Annotated in this window: 20 protein-coding genes and 1 tRNA gene; 11 read left to right on the top strand and 10 right to left on the bottom strand. The window is 54.9% G+C overall.

Features of this window, described 5'->3' with window-relative positions:
* Positions 1 to 2 precede the first annotated feature (2 nt).
* The 6 genes from IM284_RS16415 to IM284_RS16390 all read left to right on the top strand — a co-directional run bounded on the left by IM284_RS16415 (position 3) and on the right by IM284_RS16390 (position 7,898).
* Positions 3 to 1,643 (top strand): sensor histidine kinase, encoded by a 1,641-nt coding sequence (locus IM284_RS16415; protein ID WP_047367454.1) that lies wholly within the window; start codon positions 3 to 5, stop codon positions 1,641 to 1,643.
* Positions 1,627 to 2,322: a response regulator gene (locus IM284_RS16410; RefSeq protein ID WP_075206212.1), complete on the top strand. Its 696-nt coding sequence runs from the start codon at positions 1,627 to 1,629 to the stop codon at positions 2,320 to 2,322. The genes IM284_RS16415 and IM284_RS16410 overlap by 17 nt, the downstream gene beginning before the upstream one ends.
* A gap of 168 nt (positions 2,323 to 2,490) precedes the next feature.
* Positions 2,491 to 3,579 (top strand): ABC transporter substrate-binding protein, encoded by a 1,089-nt coding sequence (locus IM284_RS16405; protein ID WP_047367453.1) that lies wholly within the window; start codon positions 2,491 to 2,493, stop codon positions 3,577 to 3,579.
* 79 nt (positions 3,580 to 3,658) lie between these two features.
* On the top strand, positions 3,659 to 5,428 hold the full coding sequence (locus tag IM284_RS16400) for an iron ABC transporter permease (RefSeq protein ID WP_045260923.1): 1,770 nt from the start codon (positions 3,659 to 3,661) through the stop codon (positions 5,426 to 5,428).
* On the top strand, positions 5,421 to 6,491 hold the full coding sequence (locus IM284_RS16395; RefSeq protein WP_047367452.1) for an ABC transporter ATP-binding protein: 1,071 nt from the start codon (positions 5,421 to 5,423) through the stop codon (positions 6,489 to 6,491). Before IM284_RS16400 ends, IM284_RS16395 begins: the two co-directional genes overlap by 8 nt.
* Before the next feature lie 276 nt (positions 6,492 to 6,767).
* On the top strand, positions 6,768 to 7,898 hold the full coding sequence (locus IM284_RS16390) for a PAAR domain-containing protein (RefSeq protein WP_047367451.1): 1,131 nt from the start codon (positions 6,768 to 6,770) through the stop codon (positions 7,896 to 7,898).
* Positions 7,899 to 8,375: 477 nt separating this feature from the next.
* On the opposite strand, the gene IM284_RS16385 is transcribed toward IM284_RS16390, so the two are convergent.
* Both IM284_RS16385 and actS read right to left on the bottom strand, forming a co-directional pair.
* Positions 8,376 to 8,449 (bottom strand) — tRNA-Gly (locus IM284_RS16385).
* A gap of 80 nt (positions 8,450 to 8,529) precedes the next feature.
* Entirely contained in the window at positions 8,530 to 9,273 is a 744-nt protein-coding gene (actS, locus tag IM284_RS16380; RefSeq protein WP_041908359.1) for an amidase activator ActS, read from the bottom strand.
* Between the two features lie 163 nt (positions 9,274 to 9,436).
* Here actS and idi point away from each other — a divergent pair, with 163 nt between their 5' ends.
* The gene (idi, locus tag IM284_RS16375; protein WP_041908358.1) at positions 9,437 to 9,979 is read left to right on the top strand and encodes an isopentenyl-diphosphate Delta-isomerase; all 543 of its coding nucleotides are present in this window, start codon (positions 9,437 to 9,439) and stop codon (positions 9,977 to 9,979) included.
* 38 nt (positions 9,980 to 10,017) lie between these two features.
* Here the strand turns inward: idi and lysS are convergent, their stop codons facing one another.
* The 5 genes from lysS to xerD form a co-directional block, all read right to left on the bottom strand.
* Positions 10,018 to 11,535, bottom strand: coding sequence for a lysine--tRNA ligase (gene lysS / locus IM284_RS16370; protein ID WP_014885130.1), 1,518 nt, complete (start codon positions 11,533 to 11,535; stop codon positions 10,018 to 10,020).
* A 9-nt stretch (positions 11,536 to 11,544) separates the two neighbouring features.
* A protein-coding gene (prfB, locus tag IM284_RS16365; protein WP_100170824.1) for a peptide chain release factor 2 occupies positions 11,545 to 12,643 on the bottom strand; the annotation gives its coding sequence in 2 pieces (ribosomal slippage) (positions 11,545 to 12,567 and positions 12,569 to 12,643; 1,098 coding nt in all).
* A 90-nt stretch (positions 12,644 to 12,733) separates the two neighbouring features.
* The gene (recJ, locus tag IM284_RS16360; protein ID WP_047367440.1) at positions 12,734 to 14,467 is read right to left on the bottom strand and encodes a single-stranded-DNA-specific exonuclease RecJ; all 1,734 of its coding nucleotides are present in this window, start codon (positions 14,465 to 14,467) and stop codon (positions 12,734 to 12,736) included.
* Positions 14,468 to 14,472: 5 nt separating this feature from the next.
* Complete coding sequence (dsbC, locus tag IM284_RS16355; RefSeq protein WP_028014319.1) at positions 14,473 to 15,186, bottom strand: bifunctional protein-disulfide isomerase/oxidoreductase DsbC; 714 nt, start codon at positions 15,184 to 15,186, stop codon at positions 14,473 to 14,475.
* Positions 15,187 to 15,214: 28 nt separating this feature from the next.
* Complete coding sequence (xerD, locus tag IM284_RS16350; RefSeq protein ID WP_028014320.1) at positions 15,215 to 16,111, bottom strand: site-specific tyrosine recombinase XerD; 897 nt, start codon at positions 16,109 to 16,111, stop codon at positions 15,215 to 15,217.
* 101 nt (positions 16,112 to 16,212) lie between these two features.
* On the opposite strand from xerD, the gene fldB reads away from it, so the two are divergent.
* On the top strand, positions 16,213 to 16,734 hold the full coding sequence (fldB, locus tag IM284_RS16345; protein ID WP_041908355.1) for a flavodoxin FldB: 522 nt from the start codon (positions 16,213 to 16,215) through the stop codon (positions 16,732 to 16,734).
* Between the two features lie 6 nt (positions 16,735 to 16,740).
* Here fldB and IM284_RS16340 read toward each other — a convergent pair whose 3' ends face one another.
* Positions 16,741 to 17,151, bottom strand: coding sequence for a protein YgfX (locus IM284_RS16340; RefSeq protein ID WP_028014322.1), 411 nt, complete (start codon positions 17,149 to 17,151; stop codon positions 16,741 to 16,743).
* On the bottom strand, positions 17,132 to 17,398 hold the full coding sequence (gene sdhE, locus IM284_RS16335; protein ID WP_010435322.1) for an FAD assembly factor SdhE: 267 nt from the start codon (positions 17,396 to 17,398) through the stop codon (positions 17,132 to 17,134). Before sdhE ends, IM284_RS16340 begins: the two co-directional genes overlap by 20 nt.
* Before the next feature lie 294 nt (positions 17,399 to 17,692).
* Here sdhE and ygfZ point away from each other — a divergent pair, with 294 nt between their 5' ends.
* Positions 17,693 to 18,673 carry a tRNA-modifying protein YgfZ gene (gene ygfZ / locus IM284_RS16330; RefSeq protein ID WP_028014323.1) on the top strand — a complete coding sequence of 327 codons (981 nt, stop codon included), beginning with the start codon at positions 17,693 to 17,695 and terminating at the stop codon, positions 18,671 to 18,673.
* Between the two features lie 87 nt (positions 18,674 to 18,760).
* Here the strand turns inward: ygfZ and IM284_RS16325 are convergent, their stop codons facing one another.
* A complete protein-coding gene (locus IM284_RS16325) occupies positions 18,761 to 19,420 on the bottom strand; it encodes a hemolysin III family protein (RefSeq protein WP_023331242.1) in 660 nt (219 codons plus the stop codon).
* Positions 19,421 to 19,685: 265 nt separating this feature from the next.
* Between IM284_RS16325 and IM284_RS16320 the strand changes: the two genes are divergently transcribed.
* Both IM284_RS16320 and bglA read left to right on the top strand, forming a co-directional pair.
* Positions 19,686 to 20,417, top strand: coding sequence for a MurR/RpiR family transcriptional regulator (locus IM284_RS16320; RefSeq protein ID WP_047367439.1), 732 nt, complete (start codon positions 19,686 to 19,688; stop codon positions 20,415 to 20,417).
* A 116-nt stretch (positions 20,418 to 20,533) separates the two neighbouring features.
* On the top strand, positions 20,534 to 21,967 hold the full coding sequence (gene bglA, locus IM284_RS16315) for a 6-phospho-beta-glucosidase BglA (protein ID WP_028014326.1): 1,434 nt from the start codon (positions 20,534 to 20,536) through the stop codon (positions 21,965 to 21,967).
* The last annotated feature ends 10 nt before the right edge of the window (positions 21,968 to 21,977 follow it).

Genomic DNA, 21,977 nt, shown 5'->3' with positions numbered 1-21,977 from the left:
GAATGAAACGCAGACTCTCTTTTCAGGTAAAGCTGTTTTTAGCGCTGGTGTGCTTCTCCTGCCTGCTGTTAGTTCTGCTGGGAACGATCCTGTTTCATTTTATTGACCGACAGCTACACCACGATTTGGGCCAGCGCGCCCGGGTACAGGCCAGTGAAATCGCCCTGATACCGGGTCTGGCGGAAATGGTGGCAGCCAGAGATATCCCCGGTATCGCCCGCTTAATACAGCCGCTGCGTGCCGAAAGCGATGCCAGCTATATTGTGATTGGCGATACCCGGGAACAGCACCTTTATCATTCGGAATCACCGGAGCGCATTAATTTACCGATGATTGGAGGGGATAATGCGGAGGTGTTAAAAGGCAAAACCATTATTTCCGTGCGTCAGGGCGGGATTGGGGTGTCGCTGCGCAGCAAAGCGCCAATCTTTAATGCGCAGCATCAGGTCATTGGCATCGTCTCGGTCGGCTATCTGACCTCGTATATCGCCAATATTAACGCCCGCATTCTCTGGCAGGCTGGACTGTACGGTATTGCCCTTCTGCTGTTGCTGTTTATTTTCTCCTGGCTGTTTACCCGCAATCTTAAAAAGCAGATGTTCCGCCTTGAGCCGAAAGATATCGCCCAGCTGGTTTTGCAGCAACGCGCGTTATTAGAAGCGATGTACGAGGGGGTATTTGCCATCAATGAAGAGAAGCTGCTGATTTTAATTAACCGGGCAGCCAGGGAGATGCTGGATATTCATCAAAGTGAGAAAGAACTTATCGGCAAACCGCTGGAAGACGTTCTGCAGACGTCACCGGGCTTTTTATCCCAGCGTTACGCCTCGGTAAGCGCTGGTCGCCACGACCAGATCGCAGTGCTTAACCAGCGAGAGGTGATCGTTAACCGCGTGGCGATTGAGGTCGAACCCGGCGTTGAAAGCGGCTGGGTGTACAGCTTTCGCGACAAAAACGACATTAACACCCTCAGCAGCCAACTGAGCCAGATCAAGCGCTATGCGGACAACCTGCGCATTATGCGCCACGAGCAGCTGAACTGGACCGCGACGCTGGTGGGGCTGCTGCAGATGAAACATTATGACGAGGCGATCCGTTACATCCAGGTGCAGTCAGAAGGCGCGCAGCGCGTGCTGGATTTTGTCTCCGCCCATTTTGTCTCTCCGGCCCTGTGCGGGCTGCTGTTAGGAAAATACGTCAGCGCGCGCGAAAAAGGCGTTGAACTGCAATTTGACCCGGCCTGTCAGCTCACCCGCATGCCCGGCACGCTCAACGAAACGGAGCTGATGTCCATTATTGGTAACCTGCTGGATAACGCGGTGGACGCGACCCTTAAGGCACCGGTCCCCGCGCCGGTGGAACTCTACATTTCTGACCGCAACCAGGAGTTGTTGATAGAGGTGGCAGACAGAGGCTGCGGTGTGGATGAGGCGGTGAAGCCACACATTTTCCGCCAGGGGTTCAGCAGCAAACCGGAAAGTGAAAACGACATTGTGGGTACCGAGCACGGTATTGGCCTGTTTCTGGTGGCAGGCTATATCAGGAAAGCGGGCGGCAGCATAGAGATCGCCGACAACACGCCGCAGGGCACCATTTTTTCTGTGTTTATTCCCAATGGACAACAGCATGACCCAACCACTTGACGTTGTGATCGTTGAAGATGAACCGCACCTGGCGGAACTGCATCGCGAGTATATTGAGCAGAATTTCCACTTGCGCGTGGTGGGCATCGCCGCGTCGATTGAGCAGGCATGTAGCCTGATTCGTCAGCATCAGCCGCGGCTTATCCTGCTGGACAACTATCTCCCGGACGGTAAAGGCGTGGAGCTCATCGATAACCCGCTGCTGAAAAGCTATGAATGCTCGGTGATCTTCATCACCGCCGCCAGCGATATGCAGACCTGCAGCCATGCCATGCGCAGCGGCGCGTTTGACTACCTGATCAAGCCCGTCTTTTTCCAGCGCCTGCACGCCTCGCTGGAGCGGTTTATGCGCTTCGTCCACACCGTGCAGCAGGTGAAGGTGGTCGACCAGCACGCGCTGGATCGTCTGTTTAATCTGCCTGCCGCGGAAGCCTCCATTACGCCGTCAACAAAGGGCATTGAACCCCAAACGCTGGAAAGGATTAAACGCCTGTTCGCCGAACATCCCGACAGCGCGATGTCGGTTGAAGAGGTGGTGGAAAACGTGGGGATCAGCAAAACCACGGGGCGTCGCTACCTGGAATACTGCGTGGAGAGCGGGTTAATCATCGTCGAAATGCTGTATGGCAATATTGGTCATCCACGGCGGCTATACCGCAAAGCCGACGATAAACCGTAATCCGAAACCGTTCGCAGGCAAACGTTCGCGGATTTTATGGTGTTAATTGCTGAAACGATGGTGACAGTCACACTTCGGAATCATTGCCCGCGCCTCCCTATTGTCGGAGGCGCGCTTTACGCTATGTTGACAATTAGTTCCTCAAATGTAACTAAAAGGTTAACTATAATGTCGAACACGTTCCGAATTTCTCTGCTTACCGCTACCGTACTGTTCTCTGCTTCTGCACTCTCTGCCCTGCCGCAGGGCTATCCTGCTGAGTATCAAAAAGTTGTCGATGCCGCCACCAAAGAGGGCAAGGTGGTGATTTACTCCACCACCGACACCAAAGCCGCCGGGCCGCTGATTGCGGGCTTCGAAAAAACCTACCCGGGCATCAAAGTTGAATACAACGACATGAACAGCACCGAGCTGTACAACCGTTTTATCAGCGAACAGGCCTCCGGTGGCGGTAGCGGCGACGTGGTCTGGAGCTCCTCAATGGACACCGGGCTGAAACTCGCCACCGACTACGCCATGGAGTACAAATCGCCGGAGCAAAGTCAGCTGCCGAAATGGGCAGTCTGGAAAGATAAGGCATACGGCACCACCTATGAGCCAGTGGTCTTTATCTACAACAAGCGCCTGATCCCGGCAGGCGACGTGCCGGATTCTCACGCCGCGCTGGCGAAGCTGATTGCCAGCCAGACGGACAAATTCAAGAGCAAAGTCACCACCTACGACATCGAAAAATCGGGTCTTGGCTTTATGCTTTCCGTGCAGGATCACAAGGCCGATCCAAACTACTTTAAAACCCTGGCCGAAGTCGCCAAAGGCGGCTTAGCGGTGCAGTCATCAACGGGCACCATGATGGAGAGGGTTTCCTCCGGTGAAAACCTGATCGGCTTTAACATCCTCGGATCCTATGCTGAAGCCCGTGCGAAGAACGATCCTTCTCTCGGCATTTCGTACCCGAAAGATTACACGCTGGTGCTCTCGCGCGTGTCGTTCATCAGCCAGCAGGCGCAAAACAGCAATGCGGCAAAACTGTGGCTGGACTATGTGCTGTCTGAAAAAGGGCAAAGCATTCTGGCCAGTCAGGCGGATATTCCCTCCATCCGTAACGATATCGAAGGCAAAAATGATATTGACGGCCTGACCAAAATCCTCGGTAACGCGCTGAAGCCGATCCCGGTTGACGAAACGCTGCTGGAGTACCTGCAGCCGAAAAAACGCCTGGAGTACATCAAAGAGTGGCGTGCAGCCGCCGCCAAATAAGCGTTCGGGCGCGGCGCACGCCGTCGCGCTCCCTGTCGACTGAGTTCGTTTTATTGGGCTGCAACACCAGGGATACCCCATGAATACATTACGCAGAAAGTGGCAAAGCCTGCCGCGCGGCATCGTCGTGCTGATAACCGCTCTGGTTATCTACACGCCGCTGTCATTTATCGTGATACAGAGCTTCCTGTCCGCTCCGTTCTTTTCTCCGGCAAAAGAGTGGAGCCTTGAATCATTTGGCTTTATCTTCACCGACCCTGATTTCTATAAGGCCCTGAGAAGCGGCTTTATTCTCGCCTTCGGGCTGGTCATTATCGCCATTCCGCTGGGTGGCGTACTGGCGTTTCTGATGGTTCGCACCGACCTGCCCGGCCGCCGCCTGATTGAACCGCTGATCCTGGTCCCCATTTTCGTATCGCCGATGGTGCTCGGCTTTGGCTATGTGGTGGCCGCCGGTCCGGTGGGCTTTCTGTCCCTGTGGGCGCAGGCGCTGATCGGCTTTGTGCCGTGGAACATCTACGATATGTCGAGCATCGTGGTCATTGCTGGCCTGACGCACGTGCCGCATGCCTATCTCTATATTTCATCCGCGCTGCGCAGCGTCGGCTCTGATGTGGAAGAAGCCGCGCGCATTGCGGGTGCCTCTCCGCTGCAGGTGATGACCTCCGTCAGCCTGCCGATGGTGCGCCCGTCGATCCTGTACGCCATCGTGCTGCTGTTCTTCCTCGGGCTGGAAGTATTTGGCCTGATGCTGGTGCTCGGCGATCCGGAAGGCAATATGGTGCTGGCAACCTACCTGTACCAACTGACGAACAAGCTCGGCACACCGTCATATCACCTGATGGCGGCGGTTGCCGTGGTGCTGATCTGCATCACCATCCCGCTGGTGATGCTCCAGCGTCGTCTGATGCGCACCGCCAACCGCTTCGTCACGATGAAAGGGAAAGCCTCACAGGCTCGCGCGTTACCGCTGGGCAAATGGCGCTGGGTTGCCGGGGCGGTGGTTGCCTTCTGGCTCACCGTCACCATCGGCGTGCCGCTGCTCGGCGTGGTGCTGCGCGCGTTTATCTCCAACTGGGGTGTGGGCGTTTCGCTGTGGGATGAGCTTTCGCTGAGCACTTTCCGCACCATCTGGGCACAGCCCAACCTGCTGCGCGCCATCGTCAACTCCATGGCAATTGGGGTGATTGGCGGCGCGCTGGCCGTGGCGTGCTACCTGTTCGTCGGGATTGCGATGCACCGTAAGCCGGATAACACCACGCGCTTCCTGGACTACAGCGTGCTGGTGCCGCGCGCCGTGCCTGGCCTGCTTGCCGGTCTGGCGTTCCTGTGGGTGTTCCTGTTCCTGCCGATGTGGCTGGACAACTCGCTGAAATCCGGCTGGCTTTCCGGGTTCGCCTGGACCGACTGGATGCGCGAGAACGTCATCGTCTGGCTGCGTTCGCTGCGCAGCACCATTTTCAGCGTCTGGCTGGCCTATACCGTGGTGTGGATGGCTTACGGGCTGAGGCTTATCTCTTCCACGCTGCTGCAGGTGGGGCCAGAGCTTGAAGAAGCCGCGCGCAGCACCGGGGCGACGCGCGGGCAGATCACCCGCCATGTGACCATTCCCCTCTCCCGCTACGGTCTTATTGGTTCGTGGCTGCTGATGTTTCTGATCTTTGAGCGCGAATACTCAACGGGTGTGTATCTGCTTTCCCCCGGCACGGAGACCATCGGTTCAATGCTGGTTTCCCTCTGGGCCGCGGGTGCCATTGATATCGTGGCGGCGCTCTCTTTCATTAACATCCTGCTGGTCGTGGTAGGTCTGGGCATTGCCCTTCGTTTCGGAGTGAAAATACATGATTGAATTAGCGGTTGACGATCTGCACTTAACCTACGGCGACAATCCTGTTTTAAAAGGTGTCTCCATGAACCTGAAGCGCGGCGAAGTGGTCTCCTTGTTAGGCCCCTCCGGCAGTGGTAAAACCACCCTGCTGCGTGCCGTCGCGGGTCTGGAAAAACCGACGCAGGGGTCGATTGTCATTGGCAACAATAAAGTTTACGACGGCACGCCGCGCAGTGAGATCCCTGCAGAAGAGCGTAACCTGGGGCTGGTGTTCCAGTCCTATGCCCTGTGGCCGCACAAAACCGTGTTTGAGAACGTGGCCTATCCGCTCAAGCTGCGTAAAGTTCCGGCCAAAGAGATCCAGCAGCGCGTACAGGACGTGCTGGACCAGCTGGGTCTGGGCCATCTTGGCAAACGTCACCCGCACCAGCTCTCCGGCGGGCAACAGCAGCGCGTGGCGATTGGCCGGGCGCTGGTGTACAACCCACCGGTGATTTTGCTGGACGAGCCGCTTTCCAACCTCGACGCCAAGCTGCGCGAAGAGGCCCGCGTGTTCCTGCGCGAGCTGATTATCAAGCTCGGGTTATCCGCGCTGATGGTGACGCATGACCAGAACGAAGCGATGTCCATATCCGACCGCATCCTGCTGCTTAACAACGGCAAAATTGAGCAACAGGGCACGCCGCAGGAGATGTACGGCTCGCCAAAAACGCTGTTTACCGCCGAGTTTATGGGCAGCAACAACCGCCTGCACGGCAAGGTCACCGAAGTGCGCGACGGCAGAGCGCGTATCGAAGGGAAAGGCTGGGTGCTGTGGGGCCAGGCGGGCGAAGGGGTACAGAGCGGTAATGACGCTACGGCGGTGATCCGGGTCGAACGCGTGGCGGTGGTTGAGGGGCCAGGGGAAAATCAGCTTGAGCTGCCGCTGCTCACCAGCATGTATCTTGGCGACCGCTGGGAGTACCTGTTCCGCACGCCGGGAGATGATTTTGTCATTCGCGCGTACGGGCATGAGGTTCGGGATCCGCAGCACTGCCATCTTTCGCTGCCGGAGAAGCATGTTTGGGTGTTCCCGAAAGGGTGAATTTTAAAAGGCTGCGTAATGCAGCCTTTTACGTTAGAAAACATGAACAGCGTACCAAAGGTCCTCACTTTTTTAGATAGAGCAGGCTCGTCTGCCGGGGCGGCAGTAAATCTATGAATGACTTTGAGGTCTATGTTAAACCCGTTGTGATTTATGACTTAACTAAAATCCACTCACAGTTACGCTTTGTTTGTGTTCGATTTGCTCATTTACTCGCCAGCACCAAAAGCCTACACTTTCCACATGGACTTACAAGCAATACAAGGATAAGGACGAATGGCTATTGGTCATTTTTTATTTAGGGGTGATAAGACAGCTTGCGGTGGTAGGATTCTTGAAGGATGCCCCGACCATCAATTTTTCGATAAAGACATGGCATGTGAAGGCCATAAAGTAACCTGTGGCAAACACCCAGGCTATTATCGTATCTGCGGCGGTCTTGATAGTGATGACATACATGGTAAAAGGGTAGCCGGAACACTGCACAGCCGTAGTTCCTGCCCCTGCAAATCACGTTTTATTCCTTCCATCGATGACACTTACGAATTTTCTACAAAGGCAGCGAATGCCGACACAGCCCAATCTCACGTTGTGGAATTTCCCGTTCTTCCCGGCCCGATTGACGATCCCCAAACTAATAACTTTGCTGAAACCTGCAAACCCAAAGATAACCCGTTATTGAACGGCGTTTACATCTGGACTGAAACCAAAAACGCAGGTCACGCTTTCGTTTCGGTGCACGAGAATAACAATATCTTTCTCTACACGTATGGTCGCTATGGCAGAACCAATCGTTTAGGCTTTACGGGAGATGGTGTTCTTAACTTCCTGCAAGATGAAGACGCAAGGGTTTACTATCGTTCTGAACTCTATGAGATGGGTGCTCGTGTTTTCCGCATAGACGATGCAGACCCTGTGAAGACAAGAGCATTTTTCGAAGGCTTATGGAACAGCAGTAAACCATCGTTCCAAACGTCAAACATGAAAGCAACCACGAGGAGAAGAGGCCGCACCATTGACGGGTATGATGTAACTGGCAGAAACTGCACCACACATTCAGTCGAAGGGATCAAGTATGCAGGCTCAAGAATATTCGAGCATGGTTACACATCGAAGACAACACAGCTACCTATCGATGCCGAGGAGGATTTCACCATTCCTGTATCTCTGCAAAAATTTCTCATCACAAAAGGTGGCGACATGTCCTCAATGCTTGTCGTTGAGATGACAAGCACATTCAAAGAGCAATTCCCTAATTCAGGCAATTTGCAGCCATTCCAGGAGACTCCCGGTGGGAAATTTCAACATCTCGTTGCAGATGGAGCCGCTATTGGAGATTCATTGTCTCCGTATTCAGGCGGCACTGTGGGCGGCGTATTAGGTGGTTCTTATGATAATGACGAATAGAACTAAAACTATTCTCCGCTGGGGCGGAATTGGCATTGTATCGTTTTGCTACTTTATCGGGTTGGCGCTGGCTACATTCTCATTTTCTGCTTTCAGCGAGAATGAAAGTATGCAATTTTCTAACCCAGTACCGTTGAATGAATACCATGCTTCGATTGATTCTATCCTTCAAGCGACAGGCATAGTTTTCGATGCAGCAATTTACGGATTTGTGATTTGCGTACCCCTAATCTTACTTATTTTTAAAAAAGTGAGATGATGAATAAGAAATTCTGGCTCAGGTGACGAAGTATCGCGCTGATCTGCCTAGCGTATTACGTTATCGTGCTGTATTTAGATCTGGTCTTCGCCGTTAACTTCTCAGAAACCGTTACCAAGGGCGGATCACACTGGTAGAACCGATAGGCGACTAAAATAGGTAAATATTTAAGCTGCTGAAAGAGAAGGCTTTTAAGGCTTGTCCACAAGGGGAAAAACTGGAGCGGGCGAAGGGAATCGAACCCTCGTATAGAGCTTGGGAAGCTCTCGTTCTACCATTGAACTACGCCCGCTTTGAGGTGCGTAAGGCATTATAGACCTTACGCACCTTCATACAAGCCTCTTCACAACTAACCGGCGATTAAATAATCACTTAGCACTTCGGTTTGCTGCCGGGCGCAGGAAGATAGCGTTGCGGATCGATGGCCGTCGCCTTATAGCGGATCTGGAAGTGCAGCTTCACCGAATCGGTACCGGTACTGCCCATGGTGGCTATCTTCTGCCCCGCCTTCACGTTCTGCCCGTTGTTGACCAGCATCGTGTCGTTATGCGCGTAGGCGGTGATGTAATCTTCACCGTGCTTAATCATGATGAGGTTACCGTAGCCGCGCAGCTGGTTACCCACATAAACCACCTTCCCTGCCCCGGAGGCATAAACCGGCGTACCGCGCGCAGCGGCGATATCAATACCCTTGTTGCCACCTTCAGAGAGTGAGTAAGGGGCGACCACTTTACCGCTGGCAGGCCAAATCCAGCAGCGCTGTCCAACCGGCGGCCATGACGATTGCGGTACCTGATAGGACGGCGTCACTTTGGCGGTTTTGCCTTTCGATGAGGATTTTTTGCCCGAGGACGAACTGCCGTTCACCTTGAGCTTTTGCCCCACTTCGATGGTGTACGGCGGAGAGATGTTATTCAGGCGCGCCAGATCCTTCACGCTGGTTCCCGTTGCGCGCGAAATCCGGTACAGCGTATCCCCGCGCTTAACGGTATAGACCGAACCGGAATAGCTACCCATATCCGACGATTTGCTTCCTGAACAGCCAGCCAGGAATAGCGTCAGCGTCAGGCAAAAGATGGCGATGATGGGGTTTCTCGTCAGGCTTCCTGCAAACAAAACAGATCCTCGGTCAACGTGAATGGCGCACTATGATACCAGCCCGGAGAGATATGGGTCAGCCCTTTTCCGCTCCTGGAAACAAACCGTTCGTATAAGATTGCCGTATAATGCTCCCTGTTGATGGTGCAGAACCATCCGCATCGTTGGCACTGGAGCATGAATGAGTATTCAAGAACACGTTATTTTGGTTAATGACCAGGGAATGGTGATTGGCACTCAGGAAAAATACGCCGCGCATACTGCCCAAACCCCGCTGCATCTGGCGTTCTCATCCTGGCTGTTTAACGCCGAAGGCGAGTGTCTGGTAACCCGGCGCGCACTAAGTAAAAAAGCCTGGCCGGGCGTCTGGACGAACTCCGTCTGCGGTCACCCTCAATCTGGTGAACGGACGGAAGAGGCAATTATCCGTCGCTGCCGCGATGAGATTGGCGCAGAAATTACCGCGATTACGCCTGTCGCCTCAGAATTCCGCTACCGCGAAACGGATCCTTCCGGGATCGTGGAAAACGAGATTTGCCCGGTCTTCGCTGCCCGCGTCACCAGCGAACTGCGAATTAACCATGATGAAGTGATGGCATTTGAATGGGTGACGCTGGAGTCGTTATTCCGCGCGCTGGACGCCGCCCCATGGAGCTTTAGCCCGTGGATGGTGCAGGAAGCAACGGTCGCGCGAGACGCGCTGAGAGCGTTCGCAGCGCAATAAAAAAGCCCCTTTCGGGGCTTTTTTAGCAACATAACGCCTTATTTCACCGGGCGCATTGCCGGGAACAGGATCACGTCACGAATGGTGTGGCTGTTGGTGAACAGCATCACCATACGGTCGATACCAATACCCAGACCTGCGGTTGGCGGCAGGCCGTGCTCCAGCGCGGTCACATAGTCTTCATCGAAGAACATCGCTTCGTCGTCGCCTGCTGCTTTCGCGTCAACCTGATCCTGGAAACGCTGCGCCTGGTCTTCCGCATCGTTCAGCTCGCTAAAGCCGTTACCGATTTCACGGCCGCCGATGAAGAATTCGAAACGGTCGGTGATTTCCGGGTTCTCGTCATTACGACGCGCCAGCGGAGAGACTTCCGCCGGGTATTCGGTAATGAAGGTCGGCTGAATCAGGTGCGCTTCTGCCACTTCTTCGAAGATCTCGGTCACGATACGGCCCAGACCCCAGCTCTTCTCAACCTTGATGCCGATGCTTTCAGCGATGGCCTTCGCAGAGTCGAAGTTATCCAGATCCGCCATGTTGGTTTCCGGACGGTATTTCTTGATCGCTTCGCGCATGGTCAGTTTTTCGAACGGCTTGCCGAAGTCGAAGACTTCTTCACCGTAAGGAACCTGCGTGGTGCCCAGAATGTCCTGCGCCAGGGTACGGAACAGGGATTCGGTCAGCTCGATCAGATCTTTGTAGTCTGCGTACGCCATATAGAGTTCCATCATGGTGAACTCTGGGTTATGGCGAACGGAGATACCTTCGTTACGGAAGTTACGGTTGATTTCGAACACGCGGTCGAAACCACCGACCACCAGACGCTTCAGGTACAGTTCCGGTGCGATACGCAGGTACATGTCCAGGTCCAGGGCGTTGTGATGGGTGATGAACGGACGCGCAGACGCGCCGCCAGGGATCACCTGCATCATCGGGGTTTCCACTTCCATAAAGTCGCGGTTGACCATGAACTGGCGGATACCGGCCATGATCTGGGAGCGAATTTTGAAGGTCTTGCGGGATTCATCGTTAGAGATGAGATCAAGGTAACGCTGACGATAGCGCGCTTCCTGATCCTGCAGGCCGTGGAACTTGTCCGGCAGCGGGCGCAGGGCTTTGGTCAGCAGACGCAGTTCGGTGCAGTGGATAGACAGTTCACCGGTCTTGGTTTTGAACAGTTTACCTTTTGCGCCCAGGATATCGCCCAGGTCCCACTTCTTGAACTGCTCGTTGTAGATGCCTTCCGGCAGGTCGTCACGGGAGACGTACAGCTGAATACGGCCGCCGACGTCCTGCAAGGTCACGAAGGAGGCTTTACCCATGATGCGACGGGTCATCATACGGCCTGCAACGGCCACTTCGATGTTCAGCGCTTCCAGCTCTTCGTTCTCTTTACCGTCGAAGTCAGCGTGCAGTTGGTCTGAGGTGTGGTCACGACGAAAATCGTTCGGGAACGGCACGCCCTGCTCGCGCAGCGCTGCCAGCTTCTCGCGGCGGGTTTTCAGTTCGTTGTTAAGATCGACTACCGCGTCAGCGCCCTGTGCTTGTTGTTCAGACATGTTGGTTCCTCATAACCCTGCTTTCAAACTTGCTTCGATAAATTGGTCCAGGCTGCCGTCCAGCACCGCCTGCGTGTTGCGGGTTTCAACCCCGGTACGCAGGTCTTTGATGCGGGAGTCATCAAGGACGTAAGAACGGATCTGGCTGCCCCAACCGATGTCGGACTTGTTGTCTTCCATCGCCTGTTTCTCAGCATTTTTCTTCTGCATCTCCAGCTCATAAAGCTTCGCTTTCATCTGCTTCATGGCCTGGTCTTTGTTCTTATGCTGGGAACGGTCGTTCTGGCACTGTGTTACCAGTCCGGTTGGAATGTGGGTAATACGCACCGCAGATTCCGTACGGTTAACGTGCTGACCACCCGCGCCGGACGCGCGGTAAACGTCAATACGCAGGTCCGCCGGGTTAATTTCGATATCGATATCTTCGTCAACTTCCGGGTAAACAAACGCAGAGCTGAAGGAGGTATGACGACGGCCACCGGAGTCAAACGGGCTCTTACGCACCAGGCGGTGAACGCCGGTTTCGGTACGCAGCCAGCCGTAGGCATAGTCGCCAATGATCTTGATAGTGACGGATTTAATACCGGCCACTTCACCTTCAGACTCTTCGATAATTTCGGTTTTGAAGCCGCGCGCTTCCGCCCAACGCAAATACATACGCGTCAGCATGCTGGCCCAGTCCTGCGCTTCGGTACCGCCAGAACCTGCCTGAATATCGAGATAGCAGTCAGCGCTGTCGTATTCGCCGGAGAACATGCGACGGAATTCCAGCTGTGCCAGCTTCTCTTCCAGCCCGTCGAGTTCTGCCACGGCTTCGTTAAAGGTTTCTTCGTCGTCTGCTTCGACGGCCAGCTCCAGCAAACCGGAAACGTCTTCCAGCCCCTGAGCCATTTGATCCAATGTATCTACGATAGCTTCGAGAGAGGAACGCTCTTTACCCAGCGCCTGTGCGCGTTCAGGTTCGTTCCAGACGTCCGGCTGTTCCAGCTCGGCGTTTACTTCTTCAAGACGCTCTTTCTTGGCATCGTAGTCAAAGATACCCCCTAAGAACGTCAGAGCGCTCCGTGAGGTCCTGAATACGGTTTTTTACCGGATTAATTTCAAACATGGTCTGTTTTCTTTTATGGACTTGTCAAAATGCGGTGATAAGAGCGGGATTGTACCGAATCCACGCCCTTTTTTATAGAGATTACTGCCGCTAAATTGGCCAGATATTGTCGATGATGATCTGAAGGGTGCGGTTACCGCGAAACTCGTTGATATCCAGTTTGTACGCCAGCTCGACCTCGCGCACGCCGTTGTCCGGCCAGATGGAGGTGTCAACGTTGAAGGCGATGCCATCCAGCAGCGGTCCGCCGCCCACCGGCTCGACCATCACTTTCAGGTGACGTTCGCCGACGATACGCTGCTGCAGCAGGCGGAATCGCCCGTCGAACAGCGGTTCCGGGAACATTTGCCCCCATGGACCGGCATCGCGCAGCATCTGCGCGACCTCCATCGTCATTTCGGAGACAGTCAGCTCACCGTCAGAGACCACTTCGCCCTGCAGCAGCGCCGGGTCAATCCACTCGGTGACCAGCTCGCCAAACAGGCGCTGGAACTCGTCGAACTTTGCCTCTTCCAGCGACAAGCCTGCCGCCATCGCGTGACCGCCAAACTTAATCATCAGACCGGGATAAAGCGTATCCAGACGCTCCAGCGCATCGCGCATGTGCAGCCCCTGAATCGAACGGCCAGAGCCTTTCAGCGTGCCGTCACCCGCAGGCGCAAACGCGATCACCGGACGGTGGAAGCGCTCTTTAATGCGCGACGCCAGAATGCCGACCACGCCCTGATGCCACTCGGGGTGATACATTGCCAGCCCGCCCGGCAGCGTATCGCCGCTGCGCTCAAGTTTTTCGCACAGGGTCAGCGCTTCGGCCTGCATCCCCTGCTCAATCTCTTTACGGGTCTGGTTCAGGGCGTCCAGCTCGTTGGCCAGCACACGCGCTTCACCGATGTTGTCGCACAGCAGCAGCGCCACGCCGACGGACATATCGTCCAGCCTTCCGGCAGCGTTCAGACGCGGCCCGAGGGCAAAGCCCAGGTCGCTTGCCGCCAGCTTGAGCGGATCGCGGTTGGCAATCTCCAGCAGCGCCTTAATTCCGGGACGGCACTTGCCCGCGCGAATACGGCTTAAGCCCTGCCAGGTCAAAATGCGGTTATTGGCATCAAGGGGCACCACGTCCGCCACGGTGCCCAGCGCCACCAGGTCGAGGTATTCGGCCAGGTTTGGAACGGCAATGCCGCGGGATTCGAACCAGCCCTTATCGCGTAAGAGAGTACGCAACGCCAGCATCAGATAAAACGCCACGCCCACGCCGGCGAGGGATTTCGACGGGAAATCGCAGTCGCGCAGGTTGGGGTTAATAATCGCTTCTGCTGCGGGGAGCGTATCGCCGGGCAGGTGATGATCGGTGACCAGCACCGGGATCCCCAAAGCGTGAGCATGATCGACGCCCGCATGGGAGGAGATCCCGTTGTCGACGGTCATGATCATCTGCGCACCGCAGGCATGGGCCTGATCGACCACCTCCGGGCTGAGGCCATAGCCGTCTTCAAAGCGGTTCGGCACCAGATAGGTGACATTATCGCAGCCCAGCGCGCGCAGGCTGAGTACGCTCAGGGCGGTGCTGGTTGCGCCGTCGGCGTCGAAATCCCCTACCACCACAATGCGCGTTCCCTCACGAAGCGCGTTGTAGAGCATTTCAGTGGCTTTTTCGATACCGTTCAGCTGCTGCCAGGGCAGCATCCCTTTCACGCTGCGCTCAAGATCCTCTGCGCGACGCACGCCGCGGCTGGCGTAGAGGCGCTTTAGCAGCGGCGGGAGATCGTCCGGTAAATCAACGTGTTCAACCGCCTCGCGGCGGCGCAATTTGATGGGGGCTTTCACGCGAATTATTTACCACCAAACTGTTTCTGGTGCGCGTCGAGGAACTCTTTCATCTCTTTCGGTCCCTGATAGCCCGGAACAACATAGCCGTTACTCAGGACAATCGCTGGCGTACCGCTCACGCCAAACTGCACGCCCAGCGCGTAGTGGTTAGCAATGTCGATGTCGCAGGAGGCAGGCTTAACGTCTTTACCGTTCATCGCGTCATCAAACGCTTTGTTGCGGTCTTTGGCACACCAGATCGCTTTCATGTCCTGCTCTGGCTTGCTCTGTACGCCTGCGCGCGGGAAGGCCAGGTAACGCACGGTAATGCCCAGCGCGTTATAGTCTTTCATCTGTTCATGCAGCTTGTGGCAGTAGCCACAGGTGATATCGGTGAAGACGGTAATCACATGTTTTTCCTGCGCCGCTTTATAGACGATCATCTCTTTTTCGAGCGCGTTCAGGTTTTTCATCAGCAGCTGGTTGGTGACGTTCACCGGCTGCGCGCCACTCACGTCGTACAGCGGTCCCTGAATAAAGTGTTTGCCGTCTTCGGTGACGTACAGCACGCCGCTGTTGGTCAGTACGGTTTTCATACCGGCAACCGGCGCAGGCTGGATGTCGCTGCTGGTGACGCCAAGCTTAGCCAGAGACTGTTTGATGGCGGCGTCATCCGCATGGGCGAAGCCGGTAAATGAGGCTGCCAGCAGGGTGAACAGCACGAAAGACTTTTTCATAATTGATCCTGTTACAATTTGTCGGCACTCACGCACGAGGGTGGTGCTGTTGGTGTAGCTGCCGCAGGCGTTCCGTCGCGACATGGGTGTAAATTTGCGTCGTTGAAAGATCGCTGTGTCCCAGCAGCATCTGCACCACGCGTAAATCTGCGCCGTGGTTTAACAGATGCGTCGCGAAGGCGTGACGCAATACGTGCGGCGAAAGCTTTTCACTGTCGATACCCGCCAGTGTGGCGTAATGCTTGATGCGATGCCAGAACGTTTGTCGTGTCATCTGCTGCGCGCGCTGGCTCGGAAACAGGACGTCGATAGACGCGCCATTGAGCAGCCAGGGGCGGCCATGCTCAAGATACGTCTCCAGCCAGTAAACCGCCTCTTCTCCCAGCGGAACCAGCCTTTCCTTGTTTCCTTTACCGATGACGCGCACCACGCCCTGACGCAGGCTGATGTCGCTCATCGTCAGGCCAACCAGTTCCGAAACGCGCAAGCCGGTAGCATACAATAGCTCAAGCATGGCTTTATCGCGTAACTCCAGCGGCAGGTCAACAGCCGGTGACTGTAATAATCTCTCAACTTGTGCTTCGCTGAGATCTTTCGGCAGCCGCTGCGGGAGTTTCGGGGACGCCAGCAGCGCGCTGGGATCGTCTTCGCGAATCTTCTCCCGGTAAAGATGCTGGAAAAGCCGACGCATTGCGCTGAGCAAGCGTGCAGAGCTGGTGGCTTTGTACCCTCCTTCTACGCGTTCAGCGAGCAGCGCCTGCAGGTCGTCGCTTTGCGCGCTCGCAAGCGATAGCTCCCGACGCGCCAGCCACTCGACCAGCATGGTGAGATCGCGCCGGTAGGCACTGAGGGTATTCTCGGCCAGATTTTTCTCCAGCCACAGCGCGTCGAGAAACTGTTCAACGAGTGCGAGATCCTTTTCCACATCAGCCCCTTTGATTTTGCAGTCAGGCCATTATGCCTGATTGCGACCGATTTCTGGTACACTACGCGCAAAGTCATAGCAAGAATTGAGATAGTTACGCGATGAATATTGGTCTGTTCTATGGTTCCAGCACCTGCTACACCGAAATGGCGGCGGAGAAAATTCGCGACATCATTGGCCCGGAACTGGTGACGTTGCATAACCTGAAAGATGACTCGGTCGCCTTGATGGAGCAGTACGATGTGCTGATTCTGGGCATCCCAACCTGGGACTTTGGTGAGATACAGGAAGACTGGGAAGCCATCTGGGATCAGCTCGATTCAGTCAATTTCGACGGTAAAATTATTGCGATGTACGGCATGGGTGACCAGTTAGGCTACGGCGAATGGTTCCTGGACGCACTCGGCATGCTGCACGATAAGCTGGCACCAAAAGGGGCGGCGTTTATTGGCTACTGGCCAACCGAAGGGTATGAATTCACCAGTAAAAAGCCGATTATTGCCGACGGCGAGCTGTTTGTCGGGCTCGCGCTGGATGAAACCAATCAGTACGATCTCAGCGACGAGCGCCTGCAGGCCTGGTGCGAGCAGATCCTCGGCGAAATGGCAGAAAAATTCAGCTAACGCGCGTTACTCCTGCGTCGGCTGTTGCAGCAACATCCGGCGCAGATCCCGCCATTCTGATGCGTCCATACTGTCCGCCGCCAGCCACAGGTGCTGGCAACGTCCGCCCCCCACTTTGCGTAACCGTAACATCATCCCGGCGTTAAGCATCCAGGGTACACCGAGAATATCCCACTCTTTTCCCTGCCAGCGCAGGCGGGAATCCATCAGCAGCTTAATCTCGCCCTGACGCGCGTTAATGCGACGCTGGCTGCGTACGCTGTCAAAAACAACAAACGAAAGTAATAGCAGCCACAGCGGCGTATAGCTGAGCGGCCACGGCATGAGTAAAACGATGGCCGCAACCAGCCCGTGGAGCAATAAAGACATCCACTGCGAGCGCCACGAGACGCGAAGATCAGATTGCCACAGGACCACGTTCCCGATTCCGTGTTTGAATTAATTGCACCATCCGTTGCAACTCGGTGTCGGCGGGTTTGCCGTGGTTCATCAGCCAGTTGAATAAATCCGGATCGTCAGACTCAAGCAGGCGAACAAACAGACGCTTATCATCATCGCTTAAGCTGTCGTACTCATATTCGAAGAAAGGCATGATGGAAATATCAAGTTCACGCATTCCGCGACGGCATGCCCAGTGAATACGGGCCTTGTTGTTAATATCCATGTTCAGTTTCCTGCATTACGTTTGGCACAGTCGGTACCCCGTTTTCTGTTCTTAATTTCTCTACGGGGACACCAGCTAGTGTAACGTGTTTTTGACCGTTTCATTACTGGAATATTGCGTTTGACGAGCTGGCTTCCAGAATAATCCCTACATAGACAGCGGATTACACTATTTTGCGTAGCGTTACGCATAACCCGTTTATGGCACAAATGGTCTGCTGAAAGCGCTTGCAATGCCTGCAGGCTCTTTTACCATTAGGCATTATCAAAGCGTTAAGCAATTCAGGATACCGTTATGGCCTTTACACCATTTTCTCCTCGCCAGCCCGCCGCCTCTGCGCGTCTGCCGCTGACGCTTATTTCTCTTGATGACTGGGCGCTGGCAACCCTCTCCGGCGCCGACGCCGAAAAATACTTGCAGGGTCAGGTGACTGCGGATGTTGCGCAGTTGACTGAACACCAGCATCTGCTGGCCGCGCACTGCGATCCTAAGGGCAAAATGTGGAGCAACCTGCGTCTCTTCCGCCGTCAGGACGGTTTTGCCTTTATTGAGCGCCGCAGCCTGCGCGATGCGCAGCTCAAAGAACTGAAAAAATACGCGGTCTTTTCCAAAGTCACCATCGCCCCGGACGACGAACATGTTCTGCTGGGCGTGGCGGGCTTCCAGGCGCGTGCGGCGCTGAAAAATCTGTTTGCTGAACTGCCGGATGCAGAAAAACAGGTGGTCAGCGAGGGCGCGACTTCCATCCTGTGGTTTGAACACCCGGCAGAGCGCTTCCTGTTAGTCACGGATGCCGCAACAGCCGAACGCGTGACCGAGGCGCTGCGCGGCGAAGCGCAGCTCAACAACAGCCAGCAGTGGCTGGCGCTGAACATCGAAGCGGGTCTGCCGGTAATTGACGCAGCCAACAGCGCGCAGTTTATTCCTCAGGCAACTAACCTGCAGGCGCTGGGGGGAATCAGCTTTAAAAAAGGCTGCTACACCGGTCAGGAAATGGTCGCGCGTGCAAAATTCCGTGGGGCAAACAAACGCGCGTTGTGGACACTGGCAGGCCATGCCAGCCGCGTACCGGAAGCAGGAGAAGACTTAGAACTGAAGATGGGCGACAACTGGCGCCGCACCGGTACCGTGTTAGCCGCAGTCCAGCTGGACGATGGCCGTCTTTTGGTACAGGCTGTAATGAACAACGACATGGAAGCGGACAGCGTGTTCCGCGTGCGCGACGACGCGAATACGTTGAGTATTGAGCCGCTACCGTATTCACTGGAAGAGTGATGCTCTATCGCCCGGTGGCGCTGCGCTTACCGGGCCTACGGGTGCAAATCCAGGTCGGGTAAGGCGAAGCCGCCACCCGACAACAAACTAAACCTGCCCCACGTACAAATAAATCGCCAAAAAATGGCACACGCTGCCGCCCAGCACAAAGCCGTGCCAGATGGCATGGTTGTATGGGATGCGCTTGCAGACGTAGAAAATAACGCCCAGCGAGTAGACCACACCGCCCACCGCCAGCAGCGTTACCCCGCCGACCGCCAGCTTAATCGCCAACTGATACACCACAATCAGCGACAGCCAGCCCATCGTCAGATAGGTGACCAGCGACAACACTTTAAACCGGTGCGCAATGGTCAGCTTGAACAGGATCCCCAGCAGCGCCAGGCTCCAGATAACAATCATCAGGCCGCGCGACAGCGGTGAGTTTAGCCCCACCAGCAGGAAAGGCGTATAGGTACCCGCAATCAGCAGATAGATAGCGCAGTGGTCAAATTTCTTAAGCCATATTTTGGCCCGCTGATGCGGAATCGCGTGATAGAGCGTCGAGGCCAGGAACAGCAGGATCATACTTCCGCCATACAGGCTATAGCTGGTAATGGCCATCGCGCTGGCATTGGTATCCACCGCCTGTACCAGCAATAACACTAAACCGACAATCCCAAACACCAGGCCAATGCCGTGGCTGATGCTGTTGGCTACTTCCTCAGCCAGCGAATATCCCTGTGCGATTAATGGTCTGCTCGCCATACTAAACTCCGGGAAAACTAAAGATGATTATTCATCGCATGACTATGCTAACTGAGAATGATTCCAGTGAACACCTGTTAGCTAAAATAATTTTAAAGTAAATTTTTATAATAAAAATCAAAAACATAAGCGAACAATTCACCTGACATTTGTTCACATAAAAATTTAAGCGTTACTAATCAATGGCATAAAATTGGCTCCTGCCGTCTGGCTGCATGATATGATGGATAAATGAGGTCTGAATGAGAGTTTTGCCACTGTGAGTATGTTCACCCACTCCGCCATTGCCAGTCTCAATAACCTGGAAATGATGGTCTACAACTATGTCATCAAAAACCGGGACAAAGTGATGTACATGACCATCCGCGAGCTGGCGGATGCGGCCGGCGTCTCAACCACCACTATCCTGCGCTTTTGCCGCAAGCTCAACTGCGAAGGGTATTCTGAATTTCGCGTGCGCTTTAAGCTCTATCTTGAGCAGAACGAGCCCCAGCAGGCGAATTTCGGCGCCAGCGAAATTATCAGCTTCTTTAAAAGCGTGAATAATGAAGAGTTCGACGCGCTATTAAATGACGCGGTAAAAATCATTTTGTCTTCCGAGCGAATTATATTTGTCGGGGCGGGAACGTCAGGCTCACTGGCGAAATATGGCGCGCGTTTCTTTTCAAATATTGGTAAATTCAGTAATCATATTGATGACCCTTATTTCCCGGTCACCAATGATATGGCGAAAAATGCGCTGGCGATTGTGCTCTCCGTCTCGGGCGAAACCGAGGAGATCCTGCGCTTCGCCAGCCAGTTCAGCCTGCATCACTGCAAGGTGCTCTCTATCACCAGCCACGAGCACTCGCGCCTCGCAAAACTGGCGGACTTTAATCTCTCCTGGCACGTTCCCCAGACGCGAATTGGCGGCGTCTACGATATCACCACGCAAATTCCCGTCATTTATATTCTGGAATCTCTCGGACGCAAGCTGGCGAAGAAATTGACGGAATAAAACACCCTGTTTTTTCGATGTGACAAATCACAATTTTCGCAAATTGTTATATCGTGACATTCAATTTCGCTTTGCTAGACTCAATGCCAATAAGCCATTTAATGAGAATAGCAGCGATGAAAAAAATAACCTTACCGAAAGATTTTTTATGGGGCGGCGCTGTTGCCGCTCATCAGGTTGAAGGCGGCTGGAACAAAGGCGGCAAAGGGCCAAGCATTTGCGACGTGCTGACCGGCGGCGCACACGGCGTGCCGCGCGAAATCACGCAGGAGGTGGTGCCGGGTAAATACTACCCAAACCACGAAGCCATCGACTTCCACGGCCACTATAAAGAAGACATCAAGCTATTTGCCGAGATGGGCTTCAAGTGTTTCCGTACCTCTATCGCCTGGACGCGCATCTTCCCGAAAGGTGACGAAACGCAGCCAAACGAAGAAGGGCTGAAGTTTTACGACGACATGTTCGATGAGCTGCTGAAGTACAACATCGAACCGGTGATCACCCTCTCCCACTTCGAAATGCCGCTGCACCTGGTGCAGGAGTACGGTAGCTGGACCAACCGCAAAGTGGTCGATTTCTTCGTGCGCTTCGCGGAAGTGGTGTTTGAGCGCTACAAGCACAAGGTCAAATACTGGATGACCTTCAACGAAATCAACAACCAGCGCAACTGGCGCGCCCCGCTGTTCGGCTACTGCTGCTCGGGCGTGGTCTACACCGAACATGACAACCCGGAAGAGACCATGTACCAGGTGCTGCACCACCAGTTTGTGGCCAGCGCCCTGGCGGTGAAAGCCGCGCGCCGCATCAACCCGGAGATGAAAGTCGGCTGCATGCTGGCGATGGTGGCGCTCTATCCGTTCTCCTGCAAGCCGGAAGACGTGATGTTCGCCCAGGAATCCATGCGCGAGCGCTATGTCTTTACCGACGTCCAACTGCGTGGTTACTACCCGTCCTACGTGCTGAACGAGTGGGAGCGCCGCGGCTTTTCCATCAAAATGGAGGCGGGCGACGAGCAGATCCTGCGTGAAGGTACCTGCGACTACTTAGGCTTCAGCTACTACATGACCAACGCGGTGAAGGCGGAAGGCGGCACAGGTGACGCCATTTCCGGCTTCGAAGGCAGCGTGCCGAACCCGCACGTGAAGGCGTCCGACTGGGGCTGGCAGATTGACCCGGTGGGCCTGCGCTATTCCCTGTGCGAACTTTACGAGCGTTACCAGAAGCCGCTGTTTATCGTTGAGAACGGGTTCGGTGCCTACGACAAGGTGGAAGAAGACGGCAGCATCAACGATGACTATCGCATCGACTACCTGCGTGCCCACGTGGAAGAGATGATCAAAGCCGTCACGCATGATGGCGTGGATCTGATGGGCTATACGCCGTGGGGCTGCATCGACTGCGTGTCGTTCACCACCGGTCAGTACAGCAAGCGCTACGGCTTTATCTACGTCAACAAGCACGACGACGGCACGGGCGACATGTCGCGCTCCCGTAAGAAGAGCTTCGAGTGGTATAAAGGCGTGATTGCCAGCAACGGCGAGAAACTTTAACGCCGGGCGC

Source organism: Enterobacter cloacae complex sp. P12RS (assembly GCF_014895875.1).
In the GTDB taxonomy this organism is placed as follows: domain Bacteria; phylum Pseudomonadota; class Gammaproteobacteria; order Enterobacterales; family Enterobacteriaceae; genus Enterobacter; species Enterobacter bugandensis.
This window is presented reverse-complemented; position numbering and strand designations above follow the sequence as displayed.